This is a genomic window from candidate division WOR-3 bacterium (genome assembly GCA_039801085.1).
In the GTDB taxonomy this organism is placed as follows: domain Bacteria; phylum Hydrothermota; class Tepidihabitantia; order Tepidihabitantales; family Tepidihabitantaceae; genus JAOABP01.
The window spans coordinates 109,668-132,796 of the sequence record JBDRTY010000001.1 but is presented as its reverse complement, the minus strand read 5'-3'; the positions used below and the strand labels follow the sequence as shown (position 1 = coordinate 132,796).

General features: G+C 54.3%; 21 protein-coding genes. 4 read left to right on the top strand and 17 right to left on the bottom strand.

Features of this window, described 5'->3' with window-relative positions:
• The first annotated feature begins 500 nt into the window (after nt 1–500).
• From rsmD to dprA, 4 genes are read left to right on the top strand one after another with little or no spacing between them, the layout of a single operon-like run.
• Nucleotides 501–1,034 carry a 16S rRNA (guanine(966)-N(2))-methyltransferase RsmD gene (gene rsmD / locus ABIK48_00625; protein ID MEO0020666.1) on the top strand — a complete coding sequence of 178 codons (534 nt, stop codon included), beginning with the start codon at nt 501–503 and terminating at the stop codon, nt 1,032–1,034.
• On the top strand, nt 1,031–1,510 hold the full coding sequence (gene coaD, locus ABIK48_00620; GenBank protein ID MEO0020665.1) for a pantetheine-phosphate adenylyltransferase: 480 nt from the start codon (nt 1,031–1,033) through the stop codon (nt 1,508–1,510). The genes rsmD and coaD overlap by 4 nt, the downstream gene beginning before the upstream one ends.
• Nucleotides 1,511–2,485, top strand: a complete 975-nt coding sequence (obgE, locus tag ABIK48_00615) for a GTPase ObgE (protein ID MEO0020664.1) — start codon at nt 1,511–1,513, stop codon at nt 2,483–2,485. It abuts the gene before it with no gap.
• The gene (gene dprA, locus ABIK48_00610; protein ID MEO0020663.1) at nt 2,475–3,548 is read left to right on the top strand and encodes a DNA-processing protein DprA; all 1,074 of its coding nucleotides are present in this window, start codon (nt 2,475–2,477) and stop codon (nt 3,546–3,548) included. The genes obgE and dprA overlap by 11 nt, the downstream gene beginning before the upstream one ends.
• A 3-nt stretch (nt 3,549–3,551) precedes the next feature.
• On the opposite strand, the gene nadC is transcribed toward dprA, so the two are convergent.
• From nadC to ABIK48_00525, 17 genes are all read right to left on the bottom strand, one after another.
• Nucleotides 3,552–4,373 carry a carboxylating nicotinate-nucleotide diphosphorylase gene (gene nadC / locus ABIK48_00605; GenBank protein MEO0020662.1) on the bottom strand — a complete coding sequence of 274 codons (822 nt, stop codon included), beginning with the start codon at nt 4,371–4,373 and terminating at the stop codon, nt 3,552–3,554.
• A gap of 87 nt (nt 4,374–4,460) precedes the next feature.
• Nucleotides 4,461–4,964, bottom strand: coding sequence for a response regulator transcription factor (locus tag ABIK48_00600; protein ID MEO0020661.1), 504 nt, complete (start codon nt 4,962–4,964; stop codon nt 4,461–4,463).
• On the bottom strand, nt 4,964–6,418 hold the full coding sequence (locus tag ABIK48_00595; protein ID MEO0020660.1) for an ATP-binding protein: 1,455 nt from the start codon (nt 6,416–6,418) through the stop codon (nt 4,964–4,966). The genes ABIK48_00600 and ABIK48_00595 overlap by 1 nt, the downstream gene beginning before the upstream one ends.
• 3,912 nt (nt 6,419–10,330) lie before the next feature.
• Nucleotides 10,331–11,194 carry a metallophosphoesterase family protein gene (locus ABIK48_00590; GenBank protein MEO0020659.1) on the bottom strand — a complete coding sequence of 288 codons (864 nt, stop codon included), beginning with the start codon at nt 11,192–11,194 and terminating at the stop codon, nt 10,331–10,333.
• Nucleotides 11,191–12,588: an ATP-binding protein gene (locus ABIK48_00585; protein ID MEO0020658.1), complete on the bottom strand. Its 1,398-nt coding sequence runs from the start codon at nt 12,586–12,588 to the stop codon at nt 11,191–11,193. Before ABIK48_00585 ends, ABIK48_00590 begins: the two co-directional genes overlap by 4 nt.
• On the bottom strand, nt 12,554–13,264 hold the full coding sequence (locus ABIK48_00580) for a response regulator transcription factor (protein MEO0020657.1): 711 nt from the start codon (nt 13,262–13,264) through the stop codon (nt 12,554–12,556). The genes ABIK48_00585 and ABIK48_00580 overlap by 35 nt, the downstream gene beginning before the upstream one ends.
• The gene (phoU, locus tag ABIK48_00575) at nt 13,239–13,907 is read right to left on the bottom strand and encodes a phosphate signaling complex protein PhoU (GenBank protein ID MEO0020656.1); all 669 of its coding nucleotides are present in this window, start codon (nt 13,905–13,907) and stop codon (nt 13,239–13,241) included. The genes ABIK48_00580 and phoU overlap by 26 nt, the downstream gene beginning before the upstream one ends.
• A 42-nt stretch (nt 13,908–13,949) precedes the next feature.
• The gene (pstB, locus tag ABIK48_00570; GenBank protein MEO0020655.1) at nt 13,950–14,708 is read right to left on the bottom strand and encodes a phosphate ABC transporter ATP-binding protein PstB; all 759 of its coding nucleotides are present in this window, start codon (nt 14,706–14,708) and stop codon (nt 13,950–13,952) included.
• A 14-nt stretch (nt 14,709–14,722) separates the two neighbouring features.
• Nucleotides 14,723–15,607 carry a phosphate ABC transporter permease PstA gene (pstA, locus tag ABIK48_00565; GenBank protein ID MEO0020654.1) on the bottom strand — a complete coding sequence of 295 codons (885 nt, stop codon included), beginning with the start codon at nt 15,605–15,607 and terminating at the stop codon, nt 14,723–14,725.
• Nucleotides 15,604–16,530, bottom strand: coding sequence for a phosphate ABC transporter permease subunit PstC (gene pstC / locus ABIK48_00560; protein MEO0020653.1), 927 nt, complete (start codon nt 16,528–16,530; stop codon nt 15,604–15,606). The genes pstA (ABIK48_00565) and pstC (ABIK48_00560) overlap by 4 nt, the downstream gene beginning before the upstream one ends.
• 24 nt (nt 16,531–16,554) lie before the next feature.
• On the bottom strand, nt 16,555–17,412 hold the full coding sequence (locus tag ABIK48_00555) for a PstS family phosphate ABC transporter substrate-binding protein (GenBank protein ID MEO0020652.1): 858 nt from the start codon (nt 17,410–17,412) through the stop codon (nt 16,555–16,557).
• Between the two features lie 30 nt (nt 17,413–17,442).
• Nucleotides 17,443–18,630 (bottom strand): hypothetical protein, encoded by a 1,188-nt coding sequence (locus tag ABIK48_00550; protein ID MEO0020651.1) that lies wholly within the window; start codon nt 18,628–18,630, stop codon nt 17,443–17,445.
• A 144-nt stretch (nt 18,631–18,774) separates the two neighbouring features.
• Nucleotides 18,775–19,548 (bottom strand): phosphate ABC transporter ATP-binding protein PstB, encoded by a 774-nt coding sequence (gene pstB, locus ABIK48_00545; GenBank protein ID MEO0020650.1) that lies wholly within the window; start codon nt 19,546–19,548, stop codon nt 18,775–18,777.
• A complete protein-coding gene (locus ABIK48_00540; protein MEO0020649.1) occupies nt 19,526–20,248 on the bottom strand; it encodes a phosphate ABC transporter ATP-binding protein in 723 nt (240 codons plus the stop codon). Before ABIK48_00540 ends, pstB (ABIK48_00545) begins: the two co-directional genes overlap by 23 nt.
• Before the next feature lie 26 nt (nt 20,249–20,274).
• Complete coding sequence (pstA, locus tag ABIK48_00535; GenBank protein MEO0020648.1) at nt 20,275–21,111, bottom strand: phosphate ABC transporter permease PstA; 837 nt, start codon at nt 21,109–21,111, stop codon at nt 20,275–20,277.
• Nucleotides 21,108–21,947 (bottom strand): phosphate ABC transporter permease subunit PstC, encoded by an 840-nt coding sequence (gene pstC / locus ABIK48_00530; GenBank protein ID MEO0020647.1) that lies wholly within the window; start codon nt 21,945–21,947, stop codon nt 21,108–21,110. Before pstC (ABIK48_00530) ends, pstA (ABIK48_00535) begins: the two co-directional genes overlap by 4 nt.
• Nucleotides 21,947–22,747 carry a phosphate ABC transporter substrate-binding protein gene (locus ABIK48_00525; protein ID MEO0020646.1) on the bottom strand — a complete coding sequence of 267 codons (801 nt, stop codon included), beginning with the start codon at nt 22,745–22,747 and terminating at the stop codon, nt 21,947–21,949. The genes pstC (ABIK48_00530) and ABIK48_00525 overlap by 1 nt, the downstream gene beginning before the upstream one ends.
• Nucleotides 22,748–23,129 lie beyond the last annotated feature (382 nt).

The following is a 23,129-nucleotide window of genomic DNA, read 5'->3' as shown; positions in this document are numbered from 1 at the left end:
GGCGTGTCCCAGCCTTTTTATTTTATTCCGAACCAAAACTGGCACGGTAGGGGGAACTGCCCCCTGTTTACTCCGGAAACGGAATCAGCCCGCCAACACTCTGCAGAACCGTAACTTACTCGAATGCCCTCTAGGAAACCGGCTTGCAAATGTGAAATTTTGCTTTCTTTATGACTCTAAATGAATAGAGAAAAACCGGCAACCTCATTTTTCATTTTGCACTTTGCATTTTGCACTGATTTACCGATTCCTCGACTCCGCTACGCTCCGCTCGGAATGACATCTGAGGGTATGGTCATTTCGAGCGCAGTCGAGAAATCCCTCTCCGTCTGAGAAGGAAATATTCCCCGGTTCCGCTTCACTCGGAATGACAAAAAAAGGTAAAGGTCATTTCGACCGCAGTGGAGAAAATCCCTGTTCTGCGAATAACCAGCCCCGGACCGTCTGGTAAAAAGTCCGGCGCCGATTGATTTTCTGCCCGTTTCGTTTTATATTGCTCTGTGCGCATCAGTGCCGGCGAACTGAAAGGCAGAAGGCTGGTTTATCCCCGCTCGGGCCTGCGCCCGACCAAGGACATCACCCGGCAGGGAATCTTCAATCTCCTGGGCACCGCGGTCCGAAATGCCCGGGTGTGCGATCTCTTTGCCGGTGGTGGTGCGCTGGGTATTGAGGCGCTTTCCCGGGGTGCAGCTCTGGTGGTGTTCGTGGAAAAAAGCCTGAAGATCATCGGCTGTCTGAAAGCGAACCTTGCCGGGCTGGAAAATGTGCAGATCATCCGCGGTGATGTACTCCGGGTGGTGCCGAAACTGCAGGATGCCGGCTTTGACATTGTCCTCGCGGACCCGCCCTATCATCAGGAGCTGGCAGACCGCACCGCCGAACTTGTTGCCCGGAACCGGCTGGTTAAAATAAACGGCTGGCTGGTCATTGAACACAGCCGGCAGGAGACGGTCCGGGTCCCGAACGGCTGGATTGTCCTCAAACAGCGGACTTATGGTGAGACAGCAGTAACCTTTTTCAGGAGGCAGGAATGAAAAGAGCGGTCTATCCAGGCAGTTTTGACCCGATTACGCTGGGTCATCTGGATATCGTTGAGCGGGCATCAAGGCTGTTTGATGAGGTGATTGTCGCGGTGGCAAGGCGGGAGGAGAAAAATCCGCTTTTCTCCTGGGAGGAACGGATTGAACTGGCAAGACAGGCAACCGCCGGACTGGAGCGGGTCAAAGTTGAAGGTTTTGACGGACTGCTGGTGGATTTTGTCCGCAGCCAGAACGCCTGCGCCATCATCCGGGGTCTGCGTGCGGTGATGGACTTTGACTATGAGTTCCAGATGGCGCTGACCAACCGCAAGCTTGCCGGTGAACTGGAGACGGTCTTCTTTCTGCCCTCAGAAAAGTATTTCTATCTCAGCTCCTCACTCGTGCGCGAGCTGGCGCGCGCCGGCGGGGAACTGTCCTGTTTCGCTCCACCGGTGGTGGTAGCGGCGCTGAAAAGAAAATTTTCCCGTTAGATGCGGTTTGTTGACGAAGCGATAATCTCGGTCCGGGCGGGCGACGGCGGTGACGGCTGCATTTCCTTCCGGCGGGAGAAGTATGTGCCCCGCGGTGGTCCGGACGGCGGTGATGGCGGTGACGGCGGTTCGGTAATCCTGCGGGGGAGTGAGCATCTGCAGACTCTGGCGGACTATCTCTACCGGCGCCGTTATCAGGCAGGCAGAGGTCAGCACGGCATGGGTAAGAACCGGCACGGCAGGAATGGTGAGGATGTGGTCCTGCCGGTGCCGCTGGGCACCGATGTGTTTGATGCCCTGACCGGTGAGAAACTGGGCGAAATCCTGCACGAAGGTCAGGAGCTGGTGGTGGCACGGGGAGGAAAAGGAGGCAGGGGCAATGCCCGGTTTGCCACTCCGGTGGAGCAGGCGCCCCGTAAAGCTGAACCGGGTGCAAAGGGCGAGGAACGGACCCTGCGGCTGGTTCTGCGCCTGTTGGCCGATATCGGCATTGTCGGTCTGCCCAATGCCGGCAAGTCCACCCTGCTGCGTGCCCTGACCTCAGCCCGGCCCAGGGTTGCTGATTATCCATTTACCACGCTTACTCCGAATCTGGGGGTGATTACCGGCAGGAATTTCCGTTTCACCGTTGCCGACATGCCGGGCATCATCGCCGGTGCTCATGAGGGAAAAGGACTGGGGCTCAGGTTCCTGCGTCATATTGAGCGCACGCGGATGCTGCTCTATGTGGTTGATGGTGCCGGGACACCGGCAGAGGATTTAAAAATTCTGCAGGAGGAGCTCCGGCTTTATGATCAGAAACTGCTGAGCCGGCCCGCGGTGCTGGTGCTGAACAAAGCCGATCTGATAAAGGGGAAGAAACCGTCAGTTTCTGCCCCGATGCCGGTAATCTGGGTTTCTGCACTCCTCGGCACCGGGCTGGAACGGCTCCAGCAGCTGATTCAGGACCATTTTCCCGGGGAAAGTGCAGAATAAGGAACTCCTCGTCGACCTCTATTCCATTCCCGGCATGACTGAGTACCGGCTTAAGGGACTGCTGGCAACTTTCCAGAATCCTGAGGCAATTTTCCAAGCCGAGAAGGAAAAACTGACCGCGGTCCCCGGTATCGTTCCGGAACTGGCGCAGGCGATCATCAGCTATCAGCGCAGTGCCGAAACTACTGCCCGACTGAAAACCCTGCGCACACTGGGTGTCAAAATCATCGACTTTCTTGACCCGGAATTCCCGGAAAATCTCAGGAATTTACCCCATATGCCGCCAGTCCTTTTTATCCGGGGAGAAATCAAATCTGGTGACCGGCAGGCGGTGGCGGTCATCGGCACGAGAAGACCTTCCCATTACGGACAGCGGGTTGCGGAACGGCTGGCAGCCGAACTTGTCCGTGCCGGGCTGACCGTAGTCAGCGGTCTGGCAAGGGGAATTGACACCTGCGCCCATCGGGCAGCACTGACTGCCGGCGGCAGAACAATTGCGGTGCTCGGTTCCGGAATTGATGTCCTCTATCCGCCGGAAAACCGCCAGCTTGCGGAGAAAATTGCCGGTTCCGGCGCGCTTGTATCTGAATTCCCTCCGGGTACCGGACCGCTGGCAATGAACTTTCCCAAGCGCAACCGGCTCATCTCCGCCCTGTCCCGGGCGGTAATTGCGGTTGAAGCCGGCGAGAAATCCGGTGTGCTCAGCACCTGCAGCTGGGCTCGGGAGCAGGAACGGCCGGTATTCGCAGTTCCGGGGAGAATTGATGATGAACGGAGCACGGGCACCAACCGGCTGATTCAGCAGGGAGCCCGGCTCATTACCGGCATCGGTGAGGTTCTCGAATCACTCGGCATGAACACACCGGCTGAAACTCCACAGCCAGTTGAACCACTGCCCGATGAGAAACCGGTCCTGGAGGCAGTCGGTGCGGAGCCGGTCCATATTGATGAAATTTGCGCCGCCACCGGTATGCCGATACCGGAACTTATGACCCTGCTTTTCCAGCTGGAAGTAAAAGGGCTGGTCCGGCAGCTGCCCGGCAAGTTCTTTGTCCGGACCTGAACCCTACATTTCGGTTGAAAATTCCAGACTGATATCGGCAGCGGGTGCCGAATGGGTCAGCTCGCCCACCGAAATGAAGTCAACGCCCGAACGGGCAATCTGCTGCACATTCTTCAGACTGACACCGCCCGATGCCTCAAGTTTCGCCTGTCCGGCATTGATCTGGACCGCCCGGCGCAGCTGCGGGACGGTCATGTTGTCCAGCATGATCCGCTTGGCACCGGCTGCCAGCGCCTCACGCAGCTGGTCAATCGTCTTGACCTCAATCATCACTGGCACCTTTGCCCCCTTTGCCCGGTTGAGTGCCTCGGTCACTGAACCGACCAGCGTCAGGTGATTATCCTTGATCAGCACCATATCATAGAGCCCCATCCGGTGGTTTCTGCCACCTCCACACCGGACCGCATATTTCTCCAGTTCCCGCCAGCCGGGTGTGGTTTTCCGGGTATCAAGGATAATCGCCCGGGAACCCTTGATCCGGGAGACAAACTTGGCGGTCAGGGTAGCAATTCCGGAAAGCCGGCACAGGAAATTGAGCGCGGTGCGCTCTGCAGTCAGAATTGAACGTGCCGGACCGGCAACCCGGGCAAGAATCGCGCCGCGCCGGAACCGGCTGCTGTCCCGGTAAAAGGGTTCATACTGGATCCGACGGTCCACCGCCTTGAAAACCTGCCCGCAGATTTTAATTCCGGCAAGAATGCCGGTGCCATTGGCAATAATATGGGCAACTCCCTTCTGATTTTCCGGAATCAGCAGGCGACTGGTGATGTCGCCTGAACCGATATCCTCTGCCAGTGCGGCTTTAATCAGCTGTTCAAGGTTCATATACACACTCCTGTTAATTAAACCGACCACTCAAAAATTTTATTGCCGGGAAATCAGAACAATTCTGCCGGCTGTCAACTGTCAGCCTCATTTTGCACTCGGACCTGCACCGCTCCCTGCGGTGTTCTCCGGCGATGTCTGGCCACCCTGCTCAGAAACCACTCCGCCCACCGGCCCGCCCTGAGTGACTGCCGGCGCCGCTTCCGGCGGTGACTCCCTGCGTTCCAGCAGCTCCCGGATCTTCGCCAGCATCTCTTCCGGCTTGAACGGCTTCATAAGATAGGCATCCGCACCCATCTCCATCCCCCGGCGCAGGTCATCCATCGAAGTGCGGGCGGTGAACATGATCACCGGGATACTGCTCAGCTCCGGAGTGGACTTCAGCACCCGGCAGACCGCATACCCGTCGATATGGGGAATCATCAGATCAAGGATGATCAGATCCGGCTTGACCTTCCGGGACTGAATAATTGCATTGAACCCGTCGGCGACGGTTATAACCTCATAATTGTTCTCCTCGAGCCGTGCCTTCACCAGCTCCCGGAGATTGACCTCGTCCTCAACTATCAGAATTTTCTTCTTTTCGCTCATCAGATCTCCTTCACCGGCAGGATAAAACTGAAACTTGCCCCTTCTCCAATAGTAGAACGCGCCCACACCTTGCCATGATGCAGTTCCACGATCGAATGGACAATCGCCAGCCCCAGACCGCTGCCGGAACCATGCGGTTCCACCCGTTCAAACTTGCCAAATATCCGGTCAAGAAATTCAGTCGGAATTCCCGGACCTTCATCAGTAATTGTTACTTTCAGGTAACGGGTATTTGCCAGAATTCCGGGCTCAGAAAGCACCGGTGCCTCCGGATCCACGAAATCAATCTCAATCTGAATTGTCCCGGAGTCCGGGGAGTACTTAATCGCATTGTCCAGCAGGTTGTTGAACACCCGGAGCAGCCGGTCCGGATCACCGGCTACCGGAGGCAGCCGTGGCGGTATCCGCCGCACCACCTTGAGATTCTTCTTGTTAATCAGCAGCGCCATACTTTCCAGCGAAATATTAATGATATCATTCAGGTCCACCGCCCTCAAATTGAGCTCAACCTTGCCAGCTTCCATCCGGGAAACCTCAATCAGGTTATCAATCATCCGGTTGAGCCGGTCCACCTCCTCCTGGGCGATCATCAGAAACCGGCGCTGTTTTTCCTCCAGGCGCTGCGCCGCGGTATCGGCGAGGAGCGCAATCGCCTCCCGGATCGCTGCCAGTGGTGCCCTCAGATCATGAGAAACCATCGCCACAAACTCGGTCCGCATCCGCTCTGCCTGCCGCAGTTCTGAAATATCGTGCAGATAGCAGAGCAGGAGATGCCGGTTGGCGTGCTCCAGCGGCACTACCCGCAACTCACAATCAACCTCCCGGCCGGTCCGGTGCTGAATCTTTACCTCCTGATGCGCGGGCGTCAGCAGCCGGTGCTGGTCCTCAATGAACTGGCTTACGCTTTTCCGGTAAGCCGGAGCCAGCAGCCGGTCCAGCGTCATTCTGCCCAGCTGGAGTGAACTGTAGCCGGTCAATTCCTCAAACCGATGATTCACATAGATAATCTGCCCGTTCTCAATGATACAGATACCATCAGGCGCATTCTCCATCACCTGGCCACTTACCCAGATGTCGATATCCCGGTTAATTCCCGCCAGCGGCGATTCTACCACCATCCCCACCAGCCAGCTTTCCTTTTCTTTTGACCTCCGGTTGACGACCATCTTCGCCGGGACCGTCCGGCCATTGTTTCCCAGCAGACGGGTGTAAGGCAGACTGCAGCTGACACTGCCGGTTTCCAGAGTTCGCATCACCTGCGCCACATCACCTGGCAGAAGCAGCTCCCGCCAGCTCCGCCCCAACAGCTGCTGTTCACTTTCATATGCCAGCAGCCGGACCAGCACCCGGTTGGCAAAGACCAGCCGGTGTTCCTGGTCGGCAATCCAGATGCCTTCCTGTAATTCATCAAGAAAACCGGCATCCAGCAGTTGCTCGATGGATTTGCTTTCCATTATCAGCTTTCTGGTTAGGGCTCTGCCCTCACTGAAAGACCAAAGGCACAAGCCCGCTTCAACTTCCGATAAATTTATATATAGTTTAATATTTTACACCGGCACTGTCAAATTATGACCAGCGGTAATACCATCCGGAGATATTGACCGGCAACCCCTGTTCCCTATATGTAATCTGTGAGTAAACGGCTATCCCTGCTGATCTTTGTCCTGATGACCACCAGCTCCACTTCAGCCGTCTGGCTTCTGGACTCAGTTACCACCCGGAACAGCGTTGACCAGACCTGCCATAACAATGCCCGGGCGGTGGTCGCCGATCCGGCTGGCAATATTCACATTGTCTGGCGGGGTCGAGCACCCGATACATTCGCTATCTGGTACTCCAGCTGGGATCACGCACGCCGGCAATGGAACAGCGACACCATCATCTACCACGGCACTCGCAGTGCGGGTGAGCCTGCAATTGCCTGCGACTCTGGTGGCAACATCTATGTCGTCTGGCCTGCCAACGGGTTACTCTGGCTGAAACGGCGTAGTTTTATTACCAGAGAATGGGAACTCATTGACAGTTTAAGTGGTGATCTGAGTGACATAGCTGTCGCACTTACCATCGATCAATTTCAGCACCATCACTGCTGTTGGAATCGCAAAACCCCGACAGGCAACGCTCTGCTTCTGTACACCTACCGTTCCGATACCGGCTGGAGCCATGGTGAAACCGTAGCCTTTATAACAAACTACGAACCAGTTAGACCGGCAGTCGCCTGCTCGCCGTCAGGAACGGTCATGGTTACTTGGAAGCAGCCTCCAAATCCCTACATCGTCGCCGCCCGGCTCCGGCTTGCCACTGGCTGGGCAGAAATTGAAACTGTTTACAGTTACCGGACCAGTTCCCAGCCTGCCGTCTGTGCGGATGCCGACTCATTCCATGTTATCTGGGTAAGCGGTTCTCAGAGCGCCCAGTCAGTTCTCTATCGTGCCCGGGGCGAAGGTGGCTGGGGTGACACCTGCCGGTTGAACCAGTGGAGCAGGGGCAAATCAGAACCATCAATAATCTGCGACGATTCTGGCAATCTGCACTGCGCCTGGATTGACGGGGAACCGGTCAATGGAACAAAGCAGATCTGTTACCGCAAGCGCACCGCTGCCGGTGACTGGGATACGGTTCAGGTTTTAAAGCCGGCTAATGCAAGTATCGACCGGGAGCGCCTCTCCATCTCTGCCCGGCAGGGCACGGTTCAGATCGCCTGGACCGACATTTTGGGAGCATCCGTATCCCAAGTCCGGCTCCTCCGTTACGAACAACTGAGTGATGTTGCGATTTTAAGGATTACTCACCCTGGTGATACGATCGATTCGGCGGCAGTGGTCACGCCGATGGCGGTAATCAAAAACACCGGTGATCTGGCTGCAGAATCAATCCTCGTATTTTTCCATCTTGCCGATTCCAGCCGGAGCTCGTTCATTGACCAACTGGGTGTCAATGAGTCAACTGTTGTTGTATTTGCCAGCCTGCCGGTGCACACCCGGGGAAATGCAACCGCGGTCTGCTCAACCCTTTTCCGGAATGATGCCATTCGTAACAACAATTCCGTCCGGAAAAACATCTTTGTCCGGGTGCAGGACATTGTCCTGGAAAGTATCATCGCACCCCGGAACCGGATTTACGAACTCACGGTCCAGCCTCGGATCCGGATTTGGAATGCCGGAAATGTCGACGCCAGTTTCACCGCCTGCTGTTCGATCATTTCCCTTGCCCGTCAACAGCCGGTTTACACCAGCATGATAAATTTAAGACTGGGACGAGGGGTTAGGCGCGACACCGCTTTCCCGGTCTGGGAAACTGATACTGGTAATTACTATGCCCGCTTCCGGTTAAATCTGAACGGTGATCTGCATCCGGAAAACGACACCGCCAGCCGCTGTTTCCGTGTCGTTAACCAGGATGCCGGGGTCAGTGCAATCATCTGGCCCACCGGTATAGTTGACTCAGGAACCGCCGGACCGCCGCAGATACTGATTAAAAATTACGGCGATGATACCGCAACGGTCAAAGCCAAGATTATTATTGGTAACACCTATCAGGACAGCGTTTTTATTGCCATTGCATCAGGAGATTCGGTAATAACCCGGTTTAACATCTGGCAGGCAAGGGCACGAAACCATCAGACGGTATTCTGTTCATTATCATGCCCTGGTGACCGGAACCCCACCAATGACACGATGAGCACCAGTCTGTTCGTGCAGGTGCTTGATGCCGGAGTGGTGGCGATACCGAAACCTGAATCAATAAACAGCCGGCGGGAAATTGTTCCCCAGATTCAGGTCAGGAACTTTGGCAACCGACCGTCAAACCTGCCGGTTTATCTCTCAATCTATGACAGTGCCGGAAGCCGGATATATGCCGATTCCCTGTTACTTGCGGGACTTGAACCGGAACAGGAATCACTGCTTTGCTTTTCCCTCTGGCAGGCAACTGGTGGCAGTTACCGGGCATCGGCACGCACCAGTCTTGTTGCCGACATGCAACCGGCAAACGACACCCTGACCAAATTATTTCGTGTTACCCGCCGGGATGCTGCGGTACTCAGAATTGCCGCCCCGGCTGAAACAATACTGGCTGAGGCGGTAACACCGGTAATTGTGGTTCACAACCCCGGAGAAGAAACAGCAGAATTTAATTCCTCTCTTTATATCTTCGCATCTTTACCTGATACCACCCCGGTCTACGCCGAATCTCTTCCGGTCCGGCTGGCAAGCGGGGACTCTGCCCGGCTTGACTTCAATCAGTGGCAGGCTGAACCCGGCTCTTATCTTGTGCTTGCCCGGGTCAGACTTGAAGGGGATGAAAACCCGGCCAATGACAGCACCGGTTTAATATGTTTTGTCGACTCAATCTCAGCCCGGCACTGGCGGGAGCTCCTGTCAATTCCGCCCGGACCGCATAACAAACCGGTACGGGCGGGCGGTTCACTGGTGGCAACGGGCTCAAGGCTGTTTGCCTTTAAGGGCGGCGGAAGCAATGAATTCTGGGAGTATGAGCCGTCCAGCCGTTCCTGGATGGCAAGAGCATCGCTGCCCGATGGGGAACGCGGCCGGAAAATCCGGAACGGCTCGGCACTGTGCTGGGATGGGGGAAGCCGGATTTACGCATTGAAGGGTAACAACACCCGCGAATTCTGGTGTTATTACATTCCCGATGACACCTGGCTTTCCCTTCCTGCCCTGCCGGACTTCACTCCTGGTGTCCGGTTCGGTTCCGGTCTGGCGTATGTCCCACCCCAGGATACCGGTAAACTTTACTGTCTGAAGGGCAGCAATACAAACGAATTTCTTGTCTACTGGGTAAAACAGCGGGAATGGCATGCCCGTCGCCCGGTTCCGAAGGGACCGTCCGATAAACCGGTAAAGTCCGGCAGTGCTATGACCGGGCTGGGTAAGCGGGTATTTGTGCTCAAGGGTGCAACGAACGAGTTCTATGAATACATTACTGAGCGCGACAGCTGGCGCACCTGCTCTGCCCTGCCCCTAACTTCCGCCGGCACACTGAAAAAGTGCCGCAGCGGCACCGCTCTGACCAGCGACAACCGCCGTTACATTTATGCCTTCAAGGGCGGGAAAACCACCGAATTCTGGCGCTATGACGCGGTCTCGGACAGCTGGGAACGACTTCAAGATATCCCGCTGGGCATCCGATGGCGCCGGATCGGAGCAGGCGGTGCGCTCGCCTTTCTCAATGGCCGGATTTATGCCTTCAAAGGCGGAGGCACCAGAGAATTCTGGTGTTACGAAACTACCGCTGCCATCTGCCCGAGGCGCAGTCCCTTTCCTGTTTCTGCGGAACAGCTCACCAGGTGCGACAGTCCCACTTTGGCTTTAAATTCCGGAAAGAAGCCGGTCCTTGACCAGCCACTAATTTATGATGCAACCGGACGGATCGTCCGGAACCGGCACCTCCACTGCGGTGTTTATTTCATCATCCATTCTGACCAAGGTGGGAAACCGGTGACGCATAAAATCATCAAGATCAGATAATCTTAAACCGGCGCCACCAGTTTTCCGAATGTGTTCACCGGTAGCCACATTGATCTCCACCAGCTCAAACTCCCTCTCTCCAATCATCAGCAAATTGAACGAGGGGTAACTTCTCCCTTTCAACCTCCGGGATGTTGCGGTTCCGCCGGTAATAAGCCAGGTGTTTTCAATATGCCAGACCCAGGGCAGATGTTTATGACCGGAAAGGGCGATTCTGACGTCGAGCTCCACCAGCAGTTTCAGCACATCGCCGGCATCGGTGGAGATGTGCCGCTCCCGGCCGGTTCCGGGAATGGGCACCAGATGATGGTGGAGGCAGACAATTTTCAGCCCTGATCGGTCCTGAAACCGGTGCGCAATCATCAGGTAATTTGACCGCCCGATGTGACCATCATCAATATCCGGCTGACTGGAATCAAGCCCCAGAACAGTAATTTTTCCATCCTCAAAAAACGGATAACGGGTACCGAACAGTTCCTCAAAAATCATGTACCCCTCATTGCGGGCATCGTGATTTCCGGGTACAATCAGCCTGCGGGCAACTGAAAATTTTCCTAAATACTCAATTACCTGTTCATATTCATGGACATGCCCCTCGGTCGTCAGATCACCAGTAATTATAAGAAGATCTGGGTTCAGCATACTTATAGTATCCACCACCTGCCTTCCCCATCCCTCTACAAAGTAGCCGCCGCCCAGGTGCAGATCTGAAAGATGAACCAGCCGGCAAACTGCACTCATTTTCCAACCGGCAGTATCAGGGTAAATCTGGAACCGGCACCCGGGGTACTTTCAACCCGGATCTCTCCCTTGTGCAGATTGACAATATGCTTGACGATCGCCAGCCCCAGCCCGGTTCCACCGGTCTGCCGTGACCGTCCCCGGTCCACAACATAGAAGCGTTCAAAAATTCTCGGCAGGTGCTCAGCCGGTATCCCGATTCCAGTATCCTCGACCGTCAGATACAGATCATTATTTTCAAACCGGCCGCTGACCTTAATCCCCCCCTTTTCGGTATACCGCACCGCATTATCGAGCAGATTAACCAGTGCCTGTTCCAGATACAGCCGATCACCCCAAATGCTGACATCCGGTTCCGGCAGGTCAAGCTTCAGTTCCAGCCCTTTATTCTCCAGCAGCGGTCTGCAGGCGGTAACCGCATCGGTTATCAGCTCCCGAACGCTTGTCTTCTCCTTTTCAAGTACCAGCCGGTCCGTTTCCAGCCGGGAAAGGGTCATAAGATCCTGAACGATCCGGATCAGCCGGTCTGTATGCCGTTTTATGATATTCAGATAGTTCTGTTCCTGATCGGTAACCGTCTCGCTCAGTGTCTCAACATACCCTTTGATCGCGGTAAGCGGAGTTCGCAGTTCATGGGAGACATTCTGGATGAAATCACGCTTCATCTCTGCCGTCCGGACTATCTCCGAAATATCACTGAATGTAATCACCTTTTCACCTGTTGCTGAACGGGCAGCATTAATTAGAAAATGCCGGTCAGCAATATCAATCCGCTGGCTCACCGGCCCGCGTTCATCTTTCAGAACCGTAACAATCTCGCTTAATACCGGATGACGGATCGCCTGCCAGTAATATTTTCCTGAAAAATCCCCTGCCCCTGCAATCTGCCCGAAACTGCGGTTGGCAATCAGAATCATTCCGCGGTCATCGAGTACTATCAGTCCGTCCTGAATTGAATTCAGGACCGCCTCCAGCCAGCTCTGCTTCTGCCGGAGTTCCCGAGAATTAACCCGGATCGTCTCCCCCAGCTCCCCGATGGCGATAAACAGACGGTTAAACTCATCAAATCTGCTCGGGGTAAATCGAAACTGATAAGCTCCATTGACAATTTTCCGACAGGCAAGGACGACCTCATCAACGGAATGCCGCAGTGAACGATACAGCATCCAGTTAAGCAGTCCGGCTGGTAACAGTCCGGCAGCAAGGGCAATCAGCCCCCAAAGGACATAGTCCGAAAATTCCTCCGGCGGTCGGTAGGCAACCAGCAACGCATAAGTAGAAATACCTAGCACAATTCCTACCACCAGCAGCCGGACCACTGAACGGTATACGGTCCCCCGTAAATCCGGTATCAGCAGTTTAGGCTTCAATTTTGTAGCCCACGCCCCGGACATTTTTGATCAGCTCGCCTGCCTGCCCGAGCTTTACCCGCAGATGACTGATGTGAACATCAATCGTCCGGTCAATTACCGCCTTCTCCTCCCCCCAGATTTCGTTAAGAAGCTGGTCCCGGCTGAATACCCAGCCCGGCCTTTTTGCCAGTGCCCAGAGCAATCGGAATTCAGTGCCCGTCAGCGGAACCTTCCTCCCATCGACCACCACCTCATGACGCCGGGGATGAATGGTAAGAATCCCTCCCACTGTGATCTGTTCTTCATCGCTGCTGATTTCGCCCCGACGGAGCACCGAACGTACCCTTGCTACCAGCTCCCGGGGTGAAAACGGCTTGGTGATGTAATCATCAGCACCGAGCTCCAAACCCAGCACCCGGTCCGCCTCGTCGGTCCGTGCCGTAAGCATGATGACCGGAATCCTTGAATAATCAGGCTGACTTTTTAGAAAACGGCAGACATCAACCCCATCCACATCCGGCAGCATCAGATCAAGTATAATCAGATCCGGAATGCGCCTCTTTAGAAACTCGTAAAAACTGGCGGCGTTAACAAAGGTTTCAGTCTGAAAGCCGGTCCGGTTAAGATGAAGCGATACCAGTTCCAGAATGTCGTGTTCATCATCAACGACAGCGATGAGCCGCTGCCGGAATTCAACCGGCTGACTCGCACTTGCCATGTTTGATGACCTCGCCCTTAACGGCATAGATCACATCTTCTGAAATATTCGTGGCGAGGTCTGCGATCCGTTCCAGATTGAGTGAAATCAGCATCAGCTTCAGTGCCCGGTCAATTGTGCTGGCATCAGAGGTCATATAGGTAATCAGTTCCCGATTAATCTGATCCTTCAACGAATCGACAATCGAATCCCGGGCACAGACGGCGCGTGCCAGCTCGGCATCACTGCGCGTGAAGGCATCAAGACTGTCGTGAAGCATGTTGACCGCCGCCTCTGCCATGCGGGGTAGATCAATCAGAGGCTTCACCGGCGGGCGGGGAATGAGAAACAGCGCCGCCTCGGCAATATTAACCGCATGGTCACCGATCCGTTCCAAGTCGTTGTTAATCTTGATCACCATGGTAATCGTCCGGAGATTGGAGGCTTCAGGCTGATAAAGTGCAACGAGATTAATTGCCAGATCCTCAATTTCAATTTCTGAACTGTTGACCTGTTCTTCAAGTTCCTGAATCACCCGCTCCGCGGCGCTGGTGTCCCTTTTGACCAGTGCCTGAATACTTGCTCTCACCATCTCCTCAACCCTGCCTGCCATCGTCAGCAGCTTCTCCTTCAACTCACTGACCTTCTGTTCCAGAATCGTCATGACAACTCCTTTAGTTTATGATAACAAAATCATTGACAAGCGTCAACCAAACTTGCCTCCGAGGAAATCTTCGGTTCTGCGGTCATTGGGGTTAGTAAAGACCCGCTCCGTCCGGTTAAACTCCACCAGCTCCCCGAGCATCACGAAGGCGCAGTAATCGGAAACGCGTGCTGCCTGCTGCATGTTGTGGGTCACAATAACAATCGTGTACTCATTTTTCAGCTGAATGATCAACTCCTCCAGTCGGGCGGTAGAATGGGGGTCCAGCGCCGATGCCGGTTCATCGAGCAGTATGATTTCCGGTTCTACCGCCAGACAACGGGCAAGACAGAGCCGCTGCTGCTGCCCCCCGGAGAGGGAGAAGGCATTGTCATGCAGGCGGTCCTTAACCTCTTCCCAAAGATTTGCCTGGCGAAGTGCCCTTTCGACCTGCTCCTTGAGTTCGCGGCCTTGTGCCAGCCGGTGAATTCTGATGCCGAAGGCGATATTTTCAAAAATTGATTTGGGAAACGGGTTTGGCTTCTGAAATACCATTCCTACCCGCTTGCGCAGCTCAATCACATCGGTTTCCGGACTGAAAATATCCCGGCCGTCAATCAGAATCCCGCCCGTAATTCTGGTATCACTGATCAGGTCATTCATACGGTTTATGCACCGCAGGAGTGTTGACTTACCGCACCCTGAGGGTCCCATGATGGCAGTTACTGCCCTAGCCGGAATGCCGAGCGAAATATCCCGGAGCACATGATTCGTTCCAAACCAGAGATTTAACTGCTGAATCTCTATTCTCCCCTTTTCCATATTCCTCCTGTCAATCAAACCTGCCACTTGTTGGCAGTTGCAATCCGCATCCGGAGCAAGAAAGCAACACCATCAAACATCAATACCAGAATCAGCAGCACTGCAGCGGTTCCGAAGGCAATCGGCCGGGCTTTCATCAGCTGATCGTGCTGAGTTGCAAGTGCAAAAAGATGATAGGGCAAAGCCATGAACTTCTGCAGTGGTGAACGGGGTAGTTCCCGGGTAAAATAGGTGACACCGGTAAAAAGGATCGGAGCGGTCTCTCCCATTGTCCGGGCGAGCGCCAGCAGAATTCCGGTTAGGATCCCGGGAAAGGCAAATGGCAGAACATTGTGCCGGATCGCTTCCCATTTCGTTGCCCCGACCGCCAGTGCCCCTTCGCGGAACGAGCCGGGAATGGAACTGAGTGCCTCTTCAGCAGTGGCAATAACCCAGGGCAGGTTCATCAGGCCGAGCGTCAAACCCGAAGCCAGAACCGACAGTCCGAGCTGGATTCCCCGGACAAACAGGGCAACACCGAAAAGACCGTAGACAATTGAGGGAATACCGGCAAGCGAACGGACCGCCGAACGGATCATCCGGGTCAGCAGATTGTTAGGAGCATATTCTGCCAGATAAATGGCAGCGAAAACGCCGATCGGAATCGAGAAGATTAGTGAGACCAAGGTCACATACAGGGTACCGACAATACAGGGCATGATACCGCCGGCAGTCATACCCCGTTCCGGCGGACGGGTAATAAACTCCCAGGAGATGACATTGATACCGTTGCGGAAAAGATAAAAAACCATGTAGGCAACGAAGACGAGGAAAAGTATCACCGGAACCGCCAGAAATAAAAAGTAAACATTACTCAGAAAGTATTTTCTGCGCCGTCTGCCGGCAGGCAAGGAGTTCATAGCGTAAAACTCCTCTTTTCTCTTCGAATCATTGACTCAGCAATCAGATTGGTAACCAGTGCAATCAGAAAGAGAATGAAACCTAGTGCAAATAACGCAAAAAAGTGAATTGAATTGAACGCAGACTCCCCGAGTTCAATTGCAATCGTAGTCGTGATAGTCCGCACCGGATCAAAAAGTGAACGGGGAATGATCGGCGCATTCCCTGCTACCATCAGTACCGCCATGGTCTCGCCAACCGCCCGGCCAAAGCCGAGCATCACCGCCGCCATGATACCGGAACGGGCAGCGGGCAGAATCACTCGGATAGCAGTCGTCCAGGGTGATGCCCCGAGCGCATAAGCCGCCTCGCGGTAGGAATGAGGGACTACCCGGAGCGCGTCATCCGAAACCGAAATGATCGTCGGCAGTGACATCAGCGCCAGCAGCACCGAGGCGTTGAGCACATTGAGCCCTGAGGGAACATTAAAAAACCGGGCAAGAGCAGGTCCGAGAACGATCAAGCCGAAGAAACCGATGACCACCGAAGGAAAACCGGCGAAAAGCTCAACCGCCATTTTCACTGCCACCCGCACACCGCCCTTTAGCCGTTCCGCAATAAAAACCGCACCGGCAATACCCATGGGAATTGCAATCAGCAGTGCCAGCACGGTAGTGATCAGACTGCCCAGCAGCAGCGGCACAATTCCGTACTTAGGCTGACCATAGGCGTCCGGATTCCAGGAGGTACCGAATAGGAAACCGCCCAGCGTCAATGGCTGCGTGCTCGGATCCTCGGGGTCAACCGCACCGGCCGGGATGAATGCCCGAATGCCGTAGACAAGCAGAAAAATCAGGATTCCGAGCAGGACTGCCGCTGCCAGCACCGCATTGACAGAAAACAGAACCCGGACGCCTTTGTCGGCGATTCTACGTCGCTTCATATGATCAACCTGCCATCTGCCCCGCTATTGCTGCAGAATCTGGTTATTGCGCTCGCTGTAGTTCTGGGTTACCGGCACAAAACCCTCTTCCTCCACAATCTTCTGCCCCTGAGGACCGAGCTCGAAGAGGATAAAGTCCCGGACGATGCCCTTTGGCCGGCCGTTGGTGTACTGATAGAGCGGCCGCGTCAATGGATAGGCACCACTGCGCACCTTGGCTTCATCAGTCGGCGCGACATATGCCTCGCCCGCCTTTCTTGCCACTGCCACCGGCTTGATCCCCTCTATCCCCTTGATGTAACCAAGACCGACATAGCCGATACCGCCCTCATCCGCCTTGACCCCTTCCACAATCTGGGCATTACCATTCATCTGCCGCATCGCCGGTGAATATTCTCCTTTTACCACCTCTTCGCGGAAGAAAACAAAGGTACCGGAATTGGGCTGACGGCCATAAAGCACGATCTTTTTGTTCGGCCCGCCGAGTTGATTCCAGTTGGTGATCTCACCCCGGTAGATGGCTCCAATCTGCTCAACCGTGAGCTGACTGACCGGATTCTTGCCGTTCACGATCACCGACAATCCGTCAAGTGCAATCACAATCTCAACCGGATTGACGCCGTTGGAGCGCGCCGATGATATTTCCTTGGACTTGATCTTTCGGGAGGCATTGGCGATATCAACCTCGCGGTTGATGATCGCATTGATACCGACACCCGAACCACCACCGGTAATGGAGACGGTCACATCGGGGCGGACTGCGGAAAAAGCCTCGGCAAGACGCTGAGTCAGATTCAGCATCGTATCCGAACCCTTGACAATGATCTCAGCACCAAAGAGCATGGTGCTGATTAGAGTTGCCACGGTAAACAACTTCTTCATTCTATCCTCCTTTATTCTTCAACGCTTATCTTACATCTGCGGCTTGGGAACAAGTGCACTCCACTCAAACCGCACCTGTGCCAAGAGCACATCGGTCGGCTGCAGCGCACTGTTTTTCGGCTGAGTCCGGGTCCAGGCAAACTGAAACTCAAGCCCCGGCTTGCCCTTTTCCCGACGCACAAAATGATAATTGAATCCGGTACCATAACGGATGAAACTCTTATCCCGGTTAAGCATCATTGAATCACCACTCTGCTCCCGCCGGTCCCAGATTGAAAACCGGCCAAAAATTTCCACCGTTCTACCGGGCAGTGTCACCACCGGAACCAAATCCACTCCATTCATCCGGTAATCCTTCTTTTTCACCACCAGAGTTGAATCAACAATATTACCGAGCGTGTCCCGATTAATTTGATAGTAGCTGAACCTCCTCGTATAGCTGTAACCCAGATACTCACCCAGAAGAGAAAACGGCCCGAACGCCAGTTTGAACATCGGGGCATAAGCCAGACGGTTGATATTCGCGGTATCGGCATTCATAAAATAGATATTGCCACCTTCAGTAACTCTGCCCTTGCGATCATTCTTGTAATGGGAGATGTCAGCACTGTTGGTAAATATCGAGGCACCAAGTGTAATCCCGGGAAGGGAGGTAATTCTTAGATTACCCAGCAATTCCGGTGAGGTGTTGACATACTTGCCCGCATACTTGTAGCCTTCACCATTGTAAACCCCGAACTGCAACTCCCCCAGCCCTGCCGGCAGAAACCCGTTCAAGGTAACACCGTAGTCGGCTGAGCCACATATTCCCTGTTCATCTGCCAGCTCCTTCTCCGGATGAGTATAATCCCAGGAGTAAATCAGCCCGAAGTAATGCTTCTGGAGTCCGGCAGTGATATTGAAGTCGCGAAGGAACGGTGCCGCCAGATCCGCATATGCCTCCTTCAACCGCACCGTCGCTCCCTCCGGGTATTTATCCGATGAAAAGATATCCACCGTCATCTTGGTAAAAAAGGATGGTGCCCACTGATGAGAAAGCCGGATATAGCCCCGTTCCAGACTTAACCGGCTTACACTCGGTTCAGCGACCTTGAAGGCGGTTGACTGATTGGTATAGCGGAACCAGCCATTATGCTCAAATTCGGTCTCGCCCGGCTCCAGTGCGAGACCGACGACGGCGATTAACGCCAAGATTACAACCAGCTTTTTGCGACTCAAGACAGCTCCTTTCTTTTGTTTTTGCTTAAACATGCGGGAAAATGTTAAGCTGTTAAAATAAATGCCTGATAAATTAATTGTTAAATTCTGGTTAACAGAACTGAAGATGAGACTTGATTAGTTAACTGTATGTCTCTAAAGGAATTAACCGAACCGGCCCGAGATATAATTCTCGGTTTCCGGATGCCGGGGCCGGGTAAAAATCTGGGATGTGGCCCCAAATTCAATCAGTTTTCCCAGAAACATGAAACCGGTAAAATCAGAAACCCGGGCCGCCTGCTGCATGTTATGAGTGACAATTACAATCGTGTATTTTTCCTTGAGCTGCCGGAGCAGGTCTTCAATGTGCAACGTCGCAATCGGATCCAGTGCCGAACAGGGCTCATCAAGGAGCAGTACCTCCGGCTCCACCGCCAGCATGCGGGCAATACACAGCCGCTGGCGCTGTTCGTCCGTGAGACTGAGCGCATTCTGGTCAAGCCGTCCCTGCAGTTCTTCCCAGAGTCGGACCGCCTTCAAACTCCACTCGACAATCTCCGCCAGCTTCTGTCGCCGGTTGATTCCGTGCACCCTGGGCCCATAGGCAATATTGTCAAATACTGAAAGGGGAAACGCATTCGGCCGCTGAAAAACCATACCCACCCGCTTGCGCAGTTCCAACACATTCAGCTGATAGATGTTTTTACCGTCAAGCAGAATCTCGCCCCGGATTTTTGCTCCCTCAATCAGCTCATTCATCCGGTTCAGACTCCGCAGGAGAGTAGATTTGCCGCATCCGGAAGGACCGATGATCGCCGTAATTCCGCAGGCAGGAAATTCGATACTGACATCAATTACCGCCTGAAAACTGCCGTAAAATACACTGAGATTTTTCGTCGCCAGCTTCACCGGAGAATTAACCGATTCTGCCGGAGACATAGTCATCAGTCCTTTTGTCCTTGGGGGCGGTGAAAATCTGGGCGGTCGGTCCCAGTTCAACTAGTTCTCCGCTCAGAAAGAATGCAGTCCGGTCCGAAACCCGGGCCGCCTGTTTCACATTGTTGGTTACCAGAATAAATGTATAGCCTTGCTTCAATTCGCGCATTGCCTGTTCAATCTGAGCGGTGGAGATCGGGTCCAAGCCGGAACAGGGCTCATCCATCATCACTACCTCCGGTTCCACCGCCAGCGTACGGGCAATGCAGAGTCGCTGCTGCTGCCCGCCGGAAAGGCGCAGTGCCGAACTGAACAGCCGGTCTTTCACCTCATCCCAGAGAAAAGCGGCACGCAGGCTCCTCTCCACAATTTCTGCGAGACGGCGCATATTCCGGATCCCCTTCAGGCGCGGACCGTATGCCACATTGTCAAAGATCGTCCCGGGCAGGGGTATCGGTGTAGCAAAAATCATCCCGACCCGGCGCCTCAGCGTATCAATATCCCACTGCCGCACATCCCGGTTATCCAAGAGCAGTTCGCCGGTTCGGACAAAACCTGGTTGATTTTCAATCAGGCGATTAATGCAGCGCAGGAAGGTGGTCTTGCCGGAATGTGCCGGTCCGATAATTGCCAGAATCTCATTTGCCATCACGCTCAGACTGATATCGCGCAGCACCGGACGGCCATGAACCGCAACATTCAAACTCCGTGCAGTAATCTTCTCCGGTATTACTTCAGCCTCCTTGTAAGTCGGAACATTAAAAGATAAGCAATGGTGTTAATCAGCAGAATTACCACAATCAGTAGAAATGCCGTCCCGTATGCCCGTTCCATTGACAACCCTTCCCGTGCCAGAATGTAAAAATGCACCGCCATCGTCCGGCCCGAATCCAGAATCGTCCGCGGCATCCTGAGCGATGAACCAGCGGTAAAAATAACCGCCGCCGTCTCGGCAACACTTCTGCCCAGCCCGAGAATCACTCCGGTAAGAATTCCGGGCAGGGCATTGGGCAGGACTACCCGCATGATGGTCTGAGATCTGGTTCCGCCCAGCGAATAACTTACCTCCCGCAGCTGATAAGGAATTGCCCGGATCGCCTCCTCGCTCGTCCGGATAATCGTCGGCAGGATCATCACCGCCAGCGTCAACCCGCCGGCGAGAATTGACCAGCCCATCTTCAGCCGAATGACAAACAGAATAAAACCGAACAGCCCGAAGATAATCGATGGCACTCCTGCCAGCGCATCTGCTCCGAACCGGATAATCCGGGTAAGAGCGGACTCCCGGGTATATTCGGTCAGATAAACCGCCGTGCCCACTCCGAACGGTGTTGCTACCACTATTGCCACGACCGCAATATAAATTGTCGCAATCAGCGTCGGCAGAATTCCGCCCTCCTTCCCCATCCGTTCAGGCAGGGAAAAGAGGAATTCCGGAGTAATCACCTTTGCACCCCGGGCACTGATGAAAGCGAGAATAAAAATGAGAATTGCCAGCGTAAACAGCGTCAGCAATGCCAGAATCAGCCAGACCATGCGCTGAACAACCAGAGGCCGGGAAATCACTTCCGCTCCCGCATCGTCAGCAGTGCGATCGTATTCAACAGCGCTATGATCACAAACAGCACCACGCCCGTTGCAAACAGCGCCCGCTGGTGGTCTCCGGCTGCATAACCCATCTCCAGCGCGATGTTGGAGGTCAGTGTCCGCACCGGCGCCAGCGGTGAAGTCGGAATCAGCAGTGCATTACCCGCAACCATAATCACCGCCATCGTTTCGCCAACTGCCCGGCCCATTGCCAGAATCAGACTGGCGATAATCCCGCTCCTTGCCGCCCGGAACTGCACCCGGTAAAGCGTCTGCCACCGGGTCGCACCGAGTGCAAGCGAACCCTCCTTGTAACTCAGGGGCACCGCATTCAGCGCATCGAGCGAAATAGCGATCACTGTCGGCAGAATCATAATCCCCAGAATAATCCCGGCAGCAAGCACCGAGAAGCCGGGACCGCCGAATGTCTGGCGAATCCAGGGCACAAGCACCACCACACCCATGAACCCGTAAACTACCGAAGGAATCCCGGCAAGCAGTTCAATCAGCGGCTTCAGGATTCTGACACTCCACCGGGGAGCAAACTCCGCAAGAAACATTGTGCCTGCGAGCCCGAGCCCTCCACCGAAAACCAGTGCCAGCAAGGTTACTGTCAGCGAACCGGCAATCATCGGCAGAATCCCGAAACTTCCCCGGGTTGGCTCCCAGTGTGTCGAGGCAATGAAATTTTTCAGACCAACCTTGACAATCAGCGGCATTCCCTCAATGAAGATGAACAGCGCAATCAGCAGCAGTGAACCGAGCGCAGACAGGGCAACTACCAGCAGTCCCTTCTCAATCAGCTTCTCTTTCATCAGCGCACCCGGATTAACCCCTCTTCGGCCAGTGCCGCCTGACCCTCCGGACTCAGCACGAAATCGATGAATGACCGGGCGAGCGGATTACTGTCGCCGGCGACAATAAACAGAAAATCCCGTGCCAGCGGATACTGATGAGTCCGGATGGTTTCCTCGGTCGGCTGGACACCATCAATTGCCAAGGTCTTCACCCGCCTGTCCACCAGCCCGAACGAAATGTATCCGATTGCACCCGGATCGTTGGCAACGATCTCCCGCACCGCACCATTGGAATCTTGAACCAAGGCATCGGAGGCAAAATGGTCTCCCGCCATCACCTTCTCCTCAAAACTGGTTCTTGTCCCCGAACCCTCCTCCCTAGTAATTACTGTAATCCTCAGATTTGCCCCCCCTAACTCCCGCCAGTTCCGGACCGCCCCGGAAAAAATCGCCCGGACCTGCTCACGGGTCAAACTCACTACCGGATTAGTCGGATGGACCACTAGCACAATGCCATCAACCGCAATCGGAATTGCGGTCAATCCGGATTCATCAGCATTGAGATGTCGGGAACACATCCCGATATCACAGATACGGTCCTGCACCGCTCTGACTCCGGCAGTTGATCCACCCCCCTGAACATTAATTTCAACTCCGGGATGCCGTTGCTGATAAAGTTCTGCCAGCAGTTCGGCAAACGGCTGGACTGAGGTAGAACCGGCAAGCACGAGCGCTTTCTTGCTACTGCTCCGGCAGCCGGGCAACAGAAATAGAACTGAACACAGAAGGATGATTACTCGAAAAATTTCCTCAGACACCGGGTGCAAAATATTAATCATATTTTAACACTTTGCAAGTTTAGAATCGAACCTCCCCACCAAACACCCCCGGACCCTGATATCCACCCCGGAGTGGACCCCCTATAATTTCTCCTCTGCCCGTCATTAGATCTATAACTGATTGTCTGCGTGTGACTTAACAAAAAACAGCCAAATTTCGCAGTGATCTGATGTTAATTTCCCTCTTGGATAGTACTCTAACTGCAAGGGGCACCGCATGCCATTTAATCCGACATCGATATTACCGAAGCAAATTGAAAGCATGGTGAAACGGTTCGGTCGGACCGGGTGTTTTTCAACCCTGCTGTTTTCATTATGCCAGCACAAGCATGCCTGAGGAAACTTTGGGCTATGTTCATTT

Bases quoted from the DNA above. Each gene is read 5' to 3' on its own strand.
- obgE (MEO0020664.1), top strand. From the start codon at position 1,511: ATGCGGTTTGTTGACGAAGCGATAATCTCGGTCCGGGCGGGCGACGGC.
- pstC (MEO0020647.1), bottom strand. From the start codon at position 21,947: ATGAAAGAGAAGCTGATTGAGAAGGGACTGCTGGTAGTTGCCCTGTCT.
- nadC (MEO0020662.1), bottom strand. From the start codon at position 4,373: ATGAACCTTGAACAGCTGATTAAAGCCGCACTGGCAGAGGATATCGGT.
- pstC (MEO0020653.1), bottom strand. From the start codon at position 16,530: ATGAAGCGACGTAGAATCGCCGACAAAGGCGTCCGGGTTCTGTTTTCT.
- ABIK48_00595 (MEO0020660.1), bottom strand. From the start codon at position 6,418: ATGGAAAGCAAATCCATCGAGCAACTGCTGGATGCCGGTTTTCTTGAT.
- ABIK48_00600 (MEO0020661.1), bottom strand. From the start codon at position 4,964: ATGAGCGAAAAGAAGAAAATTCTGATAGTTGAGGACGAGGTCAATCTC.
- phoU (MEO0020656.1), bottom strand. From the start codon at position 13,907: ATGACGATTCTGGAACAGAAGGTCAGTGAGTTGAAGGAGAAGCTGCTG.
- coaD (MEO0020665.1), top strand. From the start codon at position 1,031: ATGAAAAGAGCGGTCTATCCAGGCAGTTTTGACCCGATTACGCTGGGT.
- pstA (MEO0020654.1), bottom strand. From the start codon at position 15,607: ATGAACTCCTTGCCTGCCGGCAGACGGCGCAGAAAATACTTTCTGAGT.
- ABIK48_00555 (MEO0020652.1), bottom strand. From the start codon at position 17,412: ATGAAGAAGTTGTTTACCGTGGCAACTCTAATCAGCACCATGCTCTTT.
- pstB (MEO0020655.1), bottom strand. From the start codon at position 14,708: ATGGAAAAGGGGAGAATAGAGATTCAGCAGTTAAATCTCTGGTTTGGA.
- ABIK48_00585 (MEO0020658.1), bottom strand. From the start codon at position 12,588: ATGTCCGGGGCGTGGGCTACAAAATTGAAGCCTAAACTGCTGATACCG.
- ABIK48_00580 (MEO0020657.1), bottom strand. From the start codon at position 13,264: ATGGCAAGTGCGAGTCAGCCGGTTGAATTCCGGCAGCGGCTCATCGCT.
- pstB (MEO0020650.1), bottom strand. From the start codon at position 19,548: ATGTCTCCGGCAGAATCGGTTAATTCTCCGGTGAAGCTGGCGACGAAA.
- ABIK48_00590 (MEO0020659.1), bottom strand. From the start codon at position 11,194: ATGAGTGCAGTTTGCCGGCTGGTTCATCTTTCAGATCTGCACCTGGGC.